Genomic DNA, 15150 nt, shown 5'->3' with positions numbered 1-15150 from the left:
TTATGATAAAGAGACATTTAAAATATGTATTGTTTTTGCAGCTTTTTATTTTAATTGCAGGATGCAAGACCAGTCAAGCACTAGAAAATTCGTCTAAAAAGTCAGCTTCAGCAAACTGGGTAGGATCGTGGGCTTGTGCACAAATGCTTGTAGAACCAAACAATATGCCTCCAGCCCCAGGTTTGGCCGAAAATACACTTCGCCAGATTATAAAAGTTTCTATAGGAGGAGAGCAAATCCGTCTTCGTTTTTCAAATATATTCAGCGATCAGGTTACCGTTTTAAAGAAAGTTAGTATAGCCAATGTAATTGACGCTCCAGCAATTGATAAAAAGACACAAAAGAATCTTAGTTTTAATGGAAGTCAGGAGATAATACTAAATCCGGGACAGGAAGTGTTTTCAGATATGCTGCATTTTCAATTAAAACCTGGTCAGCTGCTTGCTATAACTATTTATTATGGAGCCGCATCACAAAAAACATCTGGACATCCTGGGTCTAGAACAACATCCTATATTCTGCCAGGTGATAATCTTGATAATGACGTTTTTTCTAATGCCGTAAAAACAGATCATTGGTACTCCATTATGGGACTGGATGTAATGGTTTCAAAAAATGCGTCTAATATTGTTTGTTTAGGAAATTCCATTACTGATGGACGCGGATCTGGCACAAACAGGCAAAATCGCTGGACAGATATTTTAGCAGCTAGATTGAGAGAAGATAAAACGACTGCAAATGTTGGAGTTTTGAATTTAGGGATAGGAGGAAATTGCGTTGTAAAAGGCGGATTAGGCCCAACAGCATTAGACCGTTTTGATCGTGATGTACTTTCGCAGGCAGGTACAAAATGGCTCGTAATTTTAGAAGGCATAAATGACATAGGCGGAATTAAGCGAGCAGAAGATGCTCCTGTAAAAGCGCAGGAAATTATAGATGCTTATAAAATTATGATTGAGAAAGCACATGCCAGAGGCATAAAAGTATATGGATGTACAATTCTGCCTTTTCAAAAATCATTTTATGATGCACCTTTCAAACAAGAAGCAAGAGATATCGTAAATGCATGGATTCGAAACAACAATTTTGATGCTGTGATAGATTTTGACAAAGAAATGGCATCAGCAACTGATTCTAAAACTATCTTGTCAAATATGCATGACGGCGATTTTTTACATCCAAACGAACTGGGATACCAAAGGATGGGTGAAGTAGTAGATGTAAACTTATTTAAATAAACAGATTTAACACGATACCATGAAATCAATAATTAGATTTTTCGCAATAGCGCTCCTTTTTTTAACAGGACAGAATGGATATTCTCAGGATCCAAATTTTCATGTTTATTTAAGTTTTGGACAGTCCAATATGGAAGGCGCTGCTCCTATAGAAGCTGAAGATAAAATAAATGTAGATCCACGCTTTCAGGTTCTGGAAGCAGTAAACTGCCCTGATTTGAATCGTGAAATGGGTAAATGGTATACAGCAATTCCGCCTTTATGCCGATGCAAAACCGGATTATCTCCAACAGATTATTTTGGAAGAACAATGGTTGCCAATCTTCCTAAAAACATAAAAGTAGGAGTGGTAAATGTTGCAGTGGGAGGGTGTAAAATTGAGCTTTTTGATAAAAATAATTTCGAAAATTATGTCAAAACAGCACCAGACTGGATGCTGGGAATGATTAAAGAATATAACGGCAGTCCGTATGCGAGACTTGTAGAGATGGCAAAAATTGCGCAGAAAAAAGGCGTTATAAAAGGCATTTTACTGCATCAGGGAGAATCTAACACAGGTGATACGCTATGGCCAAAAAAGGTAAAAATAGTATACGACAACCTGATGAGAGATCTAAACCTTGATCCTAAAAAGGTGCCGCTGCTTTCTGGAGAAACCGTTCATGAAGAACAAAAAGGAAAATGTGCCAGCATGAATAAAATCATTGCAACACTGCCTCAAACCATTCCAACTTCTTATGTAATTTCATCAAAAGGCTGTGCAGTAGCTTCGGATTTACTGCATTTTAGTGCTGCAGGATATAGAGATTTAGGAAAACGTTATGCAGAAAAAATGCTTTCGTTATTAGGGTATAAATCAAATAACACAAATGAACCCTTTATAGTTCAGGCGCCAGTAGGATTTGACCAGTTAGACAATACAGTTCCAGCGGGAAAAATAGAAATGGTAAGCTATGATTCAAAGACAGTTGGGACAATTAGAAAAGCAGCTGTTTATACACCGCCTGGATTTAGTAAAAGCAAAAAATACCCAGTTTTATACCTTTTACATGGAATTGGAGGAGATGAAAAAGAATGGCTTAACGGAGGGAATCCGCAGATTATATTTGACAACCTTTATGCAGAAGGAAAATTACAGCCCATGATTGTGGTAATGCCAAACGGCAGAGCCATGAAAGATGACAGCGCTACTGGAAATATAATGGCACCAGACAAAGTGCATGCGTTTGCAGATTTTGAAAAAGATTTATTGAAGGATTTAATTCCTTTTATTGAAAAAAAATATAATGTTTACAAAGATAGAGAGCACCGTGCCATTGCAGGATTATCTATGGGAGGCGGACAATCTCTGAATTTCGGATTAGGAAACTTAGACAAGTTTGCTTGGATAGGCGGATTTTCATCGGCTCCAAATACTAAGAAAACAGAAGAGTTAGTGCCTAATCCCGAAGAAACCAAAAAGAAATTGAAACTGCTTTGGATTTCTTGTGGAGACAATGACTGGCTGCTGGAAAACAGCAGACGAACTCACGATTACTTATTTAAAAACAATGTGCCTCACATTTATTATCTCGAACCTGGGGTTCATGATTTTAAAGTATGGAAAAACAGCTTATACATGTTCTCTCAGTTATTGTTCAAATCTGTGGACCAGTCAAGTTTTGCAAAATATACCGTTTTAGGAACGACAGCCCAAACAAACATACGTAACGCAAAATATCCTCAGATTCTGCCGGATAACAGGGTAGTATTCAAAGTAAACGCACCTGAAGCATCAAAAGTGCAGATAGATCTTGGAAGAAAGTACGATATGCTGAAAGACGGTCAGGGGATTTGGAATGTTACAACTGATGTAATAAACGGAGGATTCAATTATTACTCGCTATTAATTGACGGTGTGGCAGTTGCAGATCCATCAAGCGAAACTTTTTTTGGAATGGGGCGTATGGCCAGCGGAATAGAAATTCCTAAAAGAGATGGCGATTTCTATGAATTGAAAACCGTTCCGCATGGAGAAGTAAGAATAATGAAATATTTTTCTAAAGGAACTAATTCATGGCGTGAAATGTATGTATATACGCCTCCAGGATATGAAACTTCATCCGAAAAATTCCCTGTGCTGTATCTATTGCATGGAGGAGGTGAAGACCAAAGAGGATGGAGTACTCAGGGAAAAGCAAATTTGATTTTAGATAATTTAATTGCAGAAAACAAAGCAAAGAAAATGCTTATTGTAATGCTTGACGGAAACATGGGAAACACAGGTGGTATTGCAGGTTTTAGCGAAGAAACATTAAAAGCATTTGAAAATGAGTTGAAAAATGGAGCAATACCTTTTATTGAAAGTAATTTTAAAGTTGCAACAGACAGCAAAAATAGAGCTTTAGCAGGTTTATCAATGGGAGGGCTTCAGACGCTTTATGCAGGAATAAAAAACTCTGGTATGTTTTCAAGTCTTGGAGTATTCAGCTCAGGCTGGTGGGCAAATAATCCAAAATTATCAGATCCTCAATATGAATTTATAAAAAACAACGCACAGTCTATTAATGCTAATCTAAAAGATTTCTGGATTTCTATGGGAGGAAAAGAAGATATAGCCTATGAGAACTGTAAAATCATGATGCAGAAATTGGATCAATCAGGCATTAAATATAAATACAGTGAATATTCTGGCGGGCACACCTGGCCAGTATGGAGACATGATTTGTTCCTGTACTCACAGTTGCTGTTCAAATAACAGAATAAAACAGAATTTAAAGATTTTGATTTAAAATAAACTATCTGGAATGTATTGATAATAAACACCTCATGAAAAACTATTTGAAATTTATAAGCACTGTAATTATTGTTTTAATAAGTACTATTTCAAAGGCCTCTCAGCCCTTTATAACAGAAGAGAGAAACCAGAACGTTATGGTGCTGAAAGAAAAGTCTTTATCACTCTCTCTTTGGGTAAATCCAAATTTGGATGCAGGTATTTTGCGTGCTGTAAATAATCTTCAGTCAGATTTTGAAAAAGTTACCGGCCAGCGTCCTAATATTTTAAATCAAAATTCCAATACTTCATCACCACTCATTATTATTGGAATGATAGGGACAAATTCTGTTATTGATGATTTAATTAAACAAAAAAAAATCGAAGGAAAAGAACTCAATGGCAAAAATGAGAAGTTTATTATACAGCAGATTAAAAACCCTTTCAAGGGCGTAGATGAGGCGCTTGTAATTGCAGGAAGTGATAAACGCGGTACAATTTACGGAATTTATGAGTTATCCAGACAAATTGGCGTTTCTCCATGGTATTACTGGGCAGATGTACCCGTAAAACATAAAGAAAATATTTATTTTATTAAAGGAATTTATACAGATGGAGAACCAGCTGTAAAGTACAGAGGGATTTTCCTGAATGATGAAGCACCTGCATTAAGCGGCTGGGCAAAAGCTACTTTTGATGGTTTCAACAGCAAATTTTATGAAAAAGTTTTTGAATTAGTACTTAGGTTAAAGGGCAATTACATGTGGCCTGCAATGTGGGGAAATGCATTTTATGACGATGATGCGGCCAGTGGGCCTTTGGCAGATGAAATGGGAATTGTAATGGGCACTTCCCATCATGAGCCAATGGCTTTGGCGCAGACAGATTGGCGTCGATACATCAAAAAAAATAATCTGCCTAATATATGGGATTACTCCAAAAATAAGACAGTTTTAGACGAATTCTGGAAAACAGGAATTCAGCGAAGCAAAAATTGGGAAAAGCTGGTAACCATTGGAATGCGCGGTGATGGCGATGAAGCAATGAGCGAAGGCACTAATATTAGCTTACTGGAGAATATTGTAAAAGAACAGCGTAAAATTATTGAGAAAGAAACAGGTAAAAGCGCCAATAAAACACCTCAGGTTTGGGCTTTATATAAAGAGGTTCAGGATTATTACGATCAGGGAATGCGAGTTCCTGATGATGTAATTCTCTTGTTCTGTGATGACAACTGGGGAAATGTCCGCAAACTTCCAGATCTTTCAAAACCCTTACATAAAGGCGGATACGGAATGTATTATCATTTTGATTATGTGGGCGGTCCAAGAAATTCAAAATGGATTAACATAAGTCCGATACAAAGGGTCTGGGAACAAATGAATCTTAGCTATGAAAACGGGGTCGATAAAGTTTGGATTGTTAATGTTGGTGACTTAAAGCCAATGGAATTCCCAATCAGCTTCTTTTTGGACATGGCTTGGAACCCTAAAAATTTCAATTCTCAGAATCTCTTTCAATATACAGAAAACTGGGCAGCAGAGCAGTTTGGGAGCAAATATTCTAAAGAAGTAGCCAGACTATTAAATACCTATCCGAAATTTAATCGTCGCGTTACTCCAGAAATGCTGGACAGCAAAACCTATTCTTTAGAAAATTATAATGAATTTGAAACAGTTGTTAATGAATATAAAAACTTAGCCCTTGATGCTTATAGAGTCTACAATGAACTTCCTAAAGAATATAAAGATGCTTATTTTCAACTGGTTTTATATCCAATAGATGCCTGCTGTAATCTTTATGAAATGTATTTTGCACAGGCAAAAAATATGAAACTGGCAGCCGAAAAAAATAGGCTGGCCAATTATTATGCAGATCAGGTTAAAGTTAAATTTGAGCGAGATTCTATTCTTCAAAATAAATACAATAATGAGATTTCTGGCGGCAAATGGACTCATATGATGGATCAGATGCGTATAGGCTATAAAGCTTGGCATGATGGTCCTAAAAATATTCTTCCAGACGTAAAATATCTTTCTGATAAGGAAATTGTTGATCCGAAAGTTTTTATAGAAAAAGATGGCTATGTATCGATTAATGCAGCTCATTTTTCTAAAATGAATAATTCTAAAAAAATACATTGGGAAGTAATTCCAGATTTTGGAAAAACATTGAGTGGTATTACAACATTTCCGCAAAATAGTTACTCAATGGAAGCAGATAATGTTTTTGTGGAGTACGAAATTAATTTTACTTCAGCGGGAGAATTTACGGTAGAACTTTTACTTGCTCCAACGTTGAATTTTAACAGTAATAAAGGACTTCGATATGAAATATCTTTTGATGGAGAAAAACCACAACTCGTAAATTTTAATGGTCATTATAAAGGAGAATTAGGAAAATGGCAGGCAGAACACATGATTCATTCTGTCACTAAACATAACATTCTGAAATCAGGAAAACATATACTTCGTTTCAGGGTTTTAGATCCAGGAATTGTGCTTCAAAAAATTTTGATCGATACAGGCGGTTTGAAGCCTTCTTATTTGGGAGCTCCAGAAAGTGATAGAGTAGCTGAATAAGTTTTAGGAGACTTTTGGTAGATAAAAAAATATTAAAATGATTAAAAAAAACATGAAAAAGCATTTATTTAATCTGCTGTTTTTCTTTGGGTTTTCTACATTAGCTCAAGCGCCATCAGATCTAAAAGCCAATGTATCGGCTCAAATGCAGTTATTTGATTTAAGCGCAGTAAAACTAAAAGAAGGACCATTTAAAAATGCGCAGGATGTAGATCTGAAATATATTTTAGCATTAGATCCCGATAAACTTTTAGCGCCTTATTTATTAGAATCTGGGCTTCCGCCAAAAGCAGATCGCTACGGTAACTGGGAAAGTATAGGACTTGACGGACATATCGGCGGACATTATCTGTCTGCTTTATCTTTAATGTACGCATCTACTGGAAATAAAGTACTTAAAGACAGATTAGACTATATGCTTTCAGAATTGGCACGCTGTCAGGATAAAAATGGCAATGGTTATGTTGGCGGTATTCCGCAGGGTAAAGTGTTTTGGGACAGGATTCATAAAGGAGATATTGACGGAAGCAGTTTTGGATTAAACAATACCTGGGTCCCGATCTATAACATTCATAAACTTTTTGCTGGTCTAATTGATGCTTATCAGTATACTGGAAGCAAGAAAGCGAAAGAAATAGTAATAAAATTAGGAGATTGGTTTATAGAATTAATCCGTCCGCTTTCTGATGAGCAGATCCAGAAAGTTTTAGCTACTGAGCACGGAGGCATAAATGAATCTTTTGCCGATCTGTATATCATTACAAAAAACAAAAAATATCTTGAAACGGCTGAACAATTATCTCAAAAAGCTTTCCTGAATCCGTTATTGCAGAAAGAGGACAAACTCACTGGTCTGCATGCCAATACACAAATACCAAAAGTTGTTGGTTTTGAAAAGATTGCTGTTCTTTCTGATCATAAAGAATGGTTAGATGGGGCAGTGTTTTTTTGGGATAATGTTACACAAAAAAGAACAGTTGCATTTGGAGGAAACAGCGTTTCAGAACATTTTAATCCCGTAAACGATTTCAGCGGAATGGTCAAATCGAATGAAGGTCCGGAAACCTGCAATTCGTACAACATGGAACGTCTTGCAAAGGCTTTGTTTCTCGATAAAAAGGATGTGCATTATCTGGATTTTTATGAACGTACGCTTTACAATCATATTCTTTCCAGCCAGCATCCAGAAAAAGGTGGTTTTGTTTATTTTACGCCTATTCGTCCAAATCATTACCGTGTTTATTCTCAGCCCCAGACAAGCATGTGGTGCTGTGTGGGAACGGGGCTTGAAAATCATGCCAAGTACGGCGAATTAATTTACAGCCATTCCCAAAATGATCTTTTTGTAAACCTTTTTATTCCGTCGGTTTTAAAGTGGGAAGAAAATGGAATAGAGATAGAACAAACCACAAAATTCCCTTATGAGAATCAGACAGAGTTAATCTTAAAACTTAAAAAATCAAAAAACTTTACCTTGAATATCCGTTATCCAAAATGGGCTGAAAATTTTGAAATACTCGTTAACGGAAAAGAGCAGAAAACAGCATCTCAACCATCTGAATATGCTGCGATTTCACGAAAATGGAAATCGGGAGATAAAGTAACCGTCAGATTTAAAATGTCGGTACATTTAGAAAATCTTCCTGACGGCTCTAATTGGAGTGCATTTGTAAAAGGACCGATTGTGCTGGCTGCAAAAACTTCAACCGAGGGATTAGACGGTTTATTTGCAGATGACAGCCGAATGGGACATGCTGCCAGAGGAAAATTTATTCCACTTGATAAAGCCTATGCACTGGTTGGGAATAAAGCAGCTTATATTTCAAAACTTCAGGATTTAGGAAACTTAAGATTTCGTTTAGACTCATTAGAATTAGAACCTTTTTTCGAGGTGCATGATGCTCGTTATCAAATGTATTTTCAAACGTACTCCAAAGAAGAATATAAGGAAAAGCAGAAGTTGCTGAAACAGCAGGAAATCGAGGCTATGGCGCTTGAAGAGAAAACAATAGATAAAATAAATTGCGGAGAGCAGCAACCAGAAGTTGATCATTTGTATAAAGGAGAAAAAAGCAGTTCTGGCTACGAGGACGGAAAGTTCTGGCGAAATACAAGCTCTTATATTTCTTATCAGATGCTCAACAAAAACAGCGGCGGACGGTTTTTGCATATAAGCGTTTTAGATGAATTGAATATTGACAACATTAGTATTTTGATTAATGAAAAGCCGGCTGTAATAACTTCGGCCGATAAAAAAATGATCAAAATAAAAATAGACAGCAGGGATGTGCTGAATATTAAAATTCTAGCTAAAGACGGAAAAATCAGCCCGAAATTCTATCAGCTTAGAATTGTTACGAATTAACGAATAATATCTCGGCTGTACATTTTTCAGAAATTCCGAAAATAAAAACTAGGATGAAAACAAAAGATTTTATATATGCTGTTCTGGCAATTACATCGATCGTTTTGACGAGTCAGGCGCAAAAAGGACAGGCGCAGAATCCCATTATTTTCGCAGATGTCCCTGATTTGTCTATAATCAGGGTTAACGACACTTACTATATGAGCAGTACCACAATGCACATGAATCCTGGGGTGCCAATTATGAAATCTAATGACTTGGTGAATTGGCATCTTGTTAATTATGCCTATCTAACTTTAGAAGATAACGATGACAGACTGAATTTAAATCATGGCAAAAATGACTACGGCAGGGGTTCATGGGCGAGCAGTCTGCGTTATCACAATGGTGTATATTATGTGAGCACTTTTTCAGGCACGACGGGTAAAACCTATATTTTTTCTACAAAAGATATTGAAAAAGGACCATGGAAGAGGACTGTTTTAAACAATTCCTATCATGACCATTCCCTTTTCTTTGACGATAATGGTAAAGTCTACCTTGTTTGGGGTGGAGGAAAACTTCAAATTGTAGAATTAAAAGAAGATTTATCGGCAGTAAAAGAAGAAACTAAGAAAGTTTTAATAGAAAATGCCAATACTCCCGCGAAGAGTGATATTATGCTGCCGGCAGAAGGATCACAGCTTTTTAAAATTAAAGGAAAATATTATCTATTTAATATCTGCTGGCCCAAAAATGGGATGCGTACCGTAATCATACACAGAGCAGATAATATTATGGGGCCTTGGGAAGGAAAAATAGGACTTCAGGACTTGGGCGTTGCACAGGGCGGGATTATTGATACTCCCGACGACAGATGGTTTTCTTATTTATTTAGAGATGCAGGTGGTGTTGGCCGCATCCCTTATCTGGTTCCTGTAAAATGGGAAAACGGCTGGCCAATACTAGGAGAAAATGGTAAAGTACCTCAAACGCTAGATCTTCCAGTCAATAAAAGCTTAATTCCCGGAATTGTAAACTCAGACGAATTTAATCGTAAAAGTGGAGAAAATGACCTGCCTTTGGTTTGGCAGTGGAATCATAATCCAGATAATGCGAACTGGTCTGTTAAAGAAAGAAAAGGTTATTTAAGATTAAAAACATCCAGAATAGACAGCAGTTTTACGCAGGTAAAAAATATTTTGACACAAAGAACTTTTGGGCCTGTATGTTCTGGAACTACAGCGATCGAGATTTCAAACATGAAGGAAGGAGATTTTGCAGGGCTTTCATTGCTGCAAAAGGATTTTGGCTGGGTTGGAGTAAAAGTGGATCATGGAACAAAAAGGATTGTCATGATAGATGCTGAAAAAGGAAATCCAAAGGAAGTAGAAAGTGTTCCATTAAATCAGGACAAAATATATTTAAAAGCCGAATGTGATTTTAGGAATCAAGCAGATCAGGGAAGATTTTATTACAGTATAGATGGAAAAAAATGGATAAGTATAGGAAAATCTATCAAGATGCCATACACAATTCCGCATTTTATGGGTTACCGATTTGGGCTGTTTAATTACGCTTCTAAAACTGCTGGCGGTTTCGCTGATTTTGATTATTTCCGTATTGACGATAAGATTTCAAAAAACAATTAATCTTTATAAAAGGTTTAAAGTACAATCTAAAAATAGAAACAATGAAAATAAAATATTGGTTTGTCATAAGTTTGTTTTCAGCAGTTAGCAGTTATGCACAGCTGTTGCCATATAAAAATCCTTCTTTAAGTTCTTCCGATAGGGCAAAAGATTTAATTTCAAGATTAACGCTAGAAGAAAAAGCAGCGTTAATGTGCGATCAGTCTGATGCTGTTCCAAGACTTGGAATTAAAAAATTTAACTGGTGGAGCGAAGCTTTACATGGCTATGCAAATAACGATAATGTGACCGTTTTTCCTGAACCTATAGGAATGGCAGCCTCATTTGACGATCAATTACTTTATCGCGTTTTTAATGCTGTTTCAGATGAAGCAAGAGCCAAATATAACCAATGGATTAAAGATGGAAACGAAAACAAACGTTTCTTAAGTCTGTCAGTATGGACTCCAAATGTCAATATTTTTAGGGATCCGCGATGGGGGCGCGGGCAGGAAACTTACGGTGAAGATCCTTACCTTACATCAAGAATGGGAGTTTCTGTTGTAAAAGGACTGCAAGGGCCCGCAGACGCTAAATATCGTAAACTTCTAGCTTGTGCCAAACACTTCGCCGTACATTCAGGTCCCGAATGGAGCAGGCACGAACTGAATTTAAATAATGTAAATCCGCGCGAACTTTACGAAACTTATCTGCCAGCTTTTAAGGCATTGGTGCAGGAAGCAGATGTTCGTGAAGTAATGTGCGCTTATCAGCGTCTTGATGATGAACCTTGCTGTAGCAATACCCGATTGTTGCAGCGTATTCTCCGAGATGAATGGGGATATAAATATATGGTAGTTTCAGATTGTGGGGCTGTAACAGATTTTTATACCACACATAAAGTTTCTTCAGATGCTGTGCATGCTGCATCCAAAGCTGTACTGGCAGGAACAGATGTAGAATGTGTCTGGGAGAAATATCCTTTTAAAAATCTGCCTGAAGCGGTTGAAAAAGATTTAATTAAAGAAACCGATATCAATAAAAGTTTACAGCGTGTCTTAGAAGGCCGTTTTGAACTTGGAGAAATGGATGACGATGCGATAGTGCCATGGACGCAGATTCCAGCTTCAGTTCTTAACAGTAAAGAACATCAACAGCTGGCATTAGAAATGGCGCAGAAATCTATGACATTACTGCAAAATAAAAACAACATTCTGCCATTGGCTAAAACATCGAAAAAAATCGCAGTTATTGGACCTAATGCAGCAAATGAACCTATGTTATGGGGTAATTATAACGGAACGCCAGTCAAAACAATTACAATCAAAGAAGGAATAGAATCCAAGACTGGATCAGATAAAATCTTTTATGATAAAGCCTGTGATTTGGTAGAAGATAAAGTAAATCAAAGTTATTTCGATCAGATTTCGTTTGAAGGTAAAAAAGGAATGAGAGCCACTTATTGGAATAATCCAAACAGAGAAGGAAATAGTGTTATTTCAACGCAGATTACCAATCCGATAAAAATGACTACTGCTGGACAGCATGAGTTTGCTTCTGGAGTTAAGCTCGAAGGCTTTTCTGCAAAATATGAAACTGAATTTACCGCAAAAGCAACTGATAACCTTGTATTTAAAACCGGTGCGACAGGATTTTTTGAATTAATTGTTAATGGAAAATCTATTGCAAAATATACCAACTGGAGAACTGTTCCAGGAAATATTTCATTTCCAGTTGAAGCAGGTAAAACTTATAAAATTGAAATTCATTTTGCCCAGTCAAACAACTGGCAGGCTAATCTTGAATTTGATTTTGGAAAAGAATTTGACATCAATTTTGCATCTTTAATCCAAAAGTTAAATGGTATTGATACTGTAGTTTTTGTTGGCGGTCTTTCTACTTTATTGGAAGGAGAAGAAATGCCGGTTTCTTATCCGGGTTTCAAGGGAGGGGATAGAACCAATATAGAATTGCCGGCGGTACAGAGAAAATGTTTAAAAGAATTAAAAGAGGCAGGAAAAAAAGTAATTTTTGTAAACTGTTCTGGCTCAGCTATAGCTTTAACGCCCGAAACCACTAGCTGTGATGCTATTTTACAGGCATGGTATCCAGGAGAATCCGGAGGCCAAGCTGTTGCCGATGTGCTTTTTGGGGATTATAATCCTGCTGGAAAACTGCCTGTTTCATTTTACAAAAACTCGGAAATATTAAGAGATTTTGAAGATTATTCCATGAAAGGACGCACCTACAGGTATACGACAGATGTATTATTTCCTTTTGGTTTTGGATTGAGTTATTCTAAGTTTATTGTTGGTACAGGTAAATTGAACAAGAGTAAAATAAAATCAGATGAAAATATTCAATTGACTATTCCTGTGCAAAATACCAGTAAGCGTGATGGGACAGAAATTATTCAGGTGTATGTTAAAAAAGTAAATGATACTGATGGTCCTTTAAAAACATTAAAAGCCTTTAAGCGCGTTGCTGTCAATGCTGGAAATAAAGAAAACGTGATGATAGATTTACCCGCTTCGTCATTTGAATTTTTCGATGCAGCATCTATGGCTGTTAAAGTAACTTCTGGCGAATATGAATTGTATTACGGCACTAGTTCAGCGGCAAAAGATCTCAAAATGCTTAAAGTATTGGTACAGTAAAAACGATTTAAAATAGCAATATGAAATCTACATTAAGTCTTGTTTTGGTTCTGTTTACTATCGTCTGGTCGTACGGGCAAAAAGCAGTTTTAATCTCTCCCAATAAAAAAATAACTGTTGCATTATTTAACAGTCAGAATAATAGTTCTGGAAATTGGTATTTGCAGGTTAATTATGCTAATAAAGATAAACATGACGAAATAATTCCAAAAATAGATTTGGGAATTGTACGAAACGACCAATCATTTTCAAAAGGCTTAAAACTAAAAAAGATCGGCAAGGTAGTACTTATTAAAGAGAAGTACAAAGTATTGCATGGAAAGAAATCGGACTGTTCTAACACAGCAAATGAATTGGTTTTCTATTTTGAAAACGAATCGAAATCGCTCTTAAATGTAATTCTGAGAGTTTACAACGACGGTGTGGCATTTCGTTATGAATTTCCAGAAAAAAAAGGAACTTATACCATTTCAGATGAACTAACAGCTTATTCTATTCCCGAAGGTACAGAAAGATGGCTGGAGAAGTTTGATTTGTCTAATGAAGGCCTGTACAATAGCATGAAAAATGGAGATATACAGCAAGATTGGTGTTATCCTGCACTGTTTAAGGCAAAGTATAGCCCTAGCTGGTATCTGATTCATGAAGCCGATTTAGACAGAAATTATGTAGCTTCAAAACTGACTAATACCCAAAACAAAGAACGGTATAAAGTTACGCTGCCTGGAGCAGAAGAGGGCATAGGAGAGCCTTTTGCCAAAATAGCACTGCCTTGGAAATCTCCTTGGAGAGTTATAATTGCAGGAGAGCTTGGAGATATTGTAAAATCTACATTGGTTGATGATATATCGAAACCGTCTGTTTTAACTGATACAGATTGGATTCAGCCCGGTATAGCGTCGTGGAATTACTGGTCGAATAATCACGGAACAAAAGATTTTAAAACCGTAACCCAGTTTGCAGATTTAGCCGTTGCTATGGATTGGCCTTATACGCTTTTAGATTGGGAGTGGGATCAGATGGGCAATGGCGGCAACTTGGAAGATGCCATAAAATATATTCATTCGATAGGTATTAAGCCCTTAATGTGGTACAATTCAGGTAAGTTTAAATGGATCACTTCCACACCTGTTGACCGTATGCTGACTCACGAAAACCGAGTTAAAGAATTTGAGAAGCTAAATAAGCTTGGCGTTTATGGGATCAAAGTTGATTTCTTTTTAAGTGAAAAACAAGAAATCATAAATTATTACTTAGACATTTTAGAAGATGCAGCGAAGTATAAAATCATGGTTTATTTTCACGGATGTTTAGTACCGAGAGGCTGGCAGCGGACTTATCCGCATCTTATGACTTATGAAGCTGTCCGCGGAGCAGAATGGTACAACAATGGACCAGAATTAACCGCAACGGCGGCAGAACACAATAATATACTGGCTTTTACCCGTAATGTCGTAGGATCAATGGATTACACTCCGGTAACTTTTACAAATTCACAATTTCCTCATATTACTTCTTATGGTCATGAACTTGCATTAAGTGTAGTTTTTGAATCGGGAATACAGCATATGGCAGACAGACCGGAAGGTTATTATGAATTGCCAGATGCAGCCAAAACATTTTTAAAACAGGTTCCTGCCTCTTGGGATGATACCATCCTGCTTGACGGCTTTCCTGGAAAATATACGGTTATCGCAAGAAGAAAAGGAACAGATTGGTTTATTGGAGGTATTAATTCCGGAAGAAAAGAAAGAATCCAAAATTTAAAATTTGATTTTTTACCAGCAGGACAGACTTTCAAGCTCACATTAATTGCCGATGGAAATCATGATAAAGCTTTTTCTACGCAATATTTACTGGTAGATAAAACAACTTCGCTGGATGTGAAAGTATTAAATATGGGTGGTTTTGCAGCGTCATTAGTATTAAATAAGTAAATGTTT

The 15150-nt window shown here is 36.7% G+C and carries 7 protein-coding genes; all 7 read left to right on the top strand.

Annotation, left to right across the window (positions count from 1 at the left end; genetic code table 11):
• Positions 1-2: 2 nt before the first annotated feature.
• The 7 genes from EDB96_RS14035 (at position 3) to EDB96_RS14005 (ending at position 15144) form a co-directional block, all read left to right on the top strand.
• A complete protein-coding gene (locus EDB96_RS14035) occupies positions 3-1238 on the top strand; it encodes an SGNH/GDSL hydrolase family protein (RefSeq protein WP_134141449.1) in 1236 nt (411 codons plus the stop codon).
• 19 nt (positions 1239-1257) lie between these two features.
• The gene (locus EDB96_RS14030; RefSeq protein WP_134141448.1) at positions 1258-3975 is read left to right on the top strand and encodes an alpha/beta hydrolase-fold protein; all 2718 of its coding nucleotides are present in this window, start codon (positions 1258-1260) and stop codon (positions 3973-3975) included.
• 71 nt (positions 3976-4046) lie between these two features.
• Positions 4047-6575, top strand: coding sequence for a glycosyl hydrolase 115 family protein (locus tag EDB96_RS14025; RefSeq protein ID WP_134141446.1), 2529 nt, complete (start codon positions 4047-4049; stop codon positions 6573-6575).
• A 52-nt stretch (positions 6576-6627) separates the two neighbouring features.
• The gene (locus EDB96_RS14020) at positions 6628-8940 is read left to right on the top strand and encodes a glycoside hydrolase family 127 protein (RefSeq protein WP_134141445.1); all 2313 of its coding nucleotides are present in this window, start codon (positions 6628-6630) and stop codon (positions 8938-8940) included.
• A gap of 53 nt (positions 8941-8993) precedes the next feature.
• Positions 8994-10571, top strand: a complete 1578-nt coding sequence (locus tag EDB96_RS14015) for a glycoside hydrolase 43 family protein (RefSeq protein WP_134141443.1) — start codon at positions 8994-8996, stop codon at positions 10569-10571.
• A gap of 41 nt (positions 10572-10612) precedes the next feature.
• Positions 10613-13207 (top strand): xylan 1,4-beta-xylosidase, encoded by a 2595-nt coding sequence (gene xyl3A / locus EDB96_RS14010; protein WP_134141441.1) that lies wholly within the window; start codon positions 10613-10615, stop codon positions 13205-13207.
• A 20-nt stretch (positions 13208-13227) separates the two neighbouring features.
• Positions 13228-15144, top strand: a complete 1917-nt coding sequence (locus EDB96_RS14005; protein WP_134141440.1) for a glycoside hydrolase family 97 protein — start codon at positions 13228-13230, stop codon at positions 15142-15144.
• The last annotated feature ends 6 nt before the right edge of the window (positions 15145-15150 follow it).

This window comes from Flavobacterium sp. S87F.05.LMB.W.Kidney.N (assembly GCF_004366435.1).
Lineage (GTDB): Bacteria > Bacteroidota > Bacteroidia > Flavobacteriales > Flavobacteriaceae > Flavobacterium.
The sequence above is the reverse complement of the archived record's forward strand: the minus strand, read 5'-3'. Positions and strand labels throughout refer to the sequence as shown.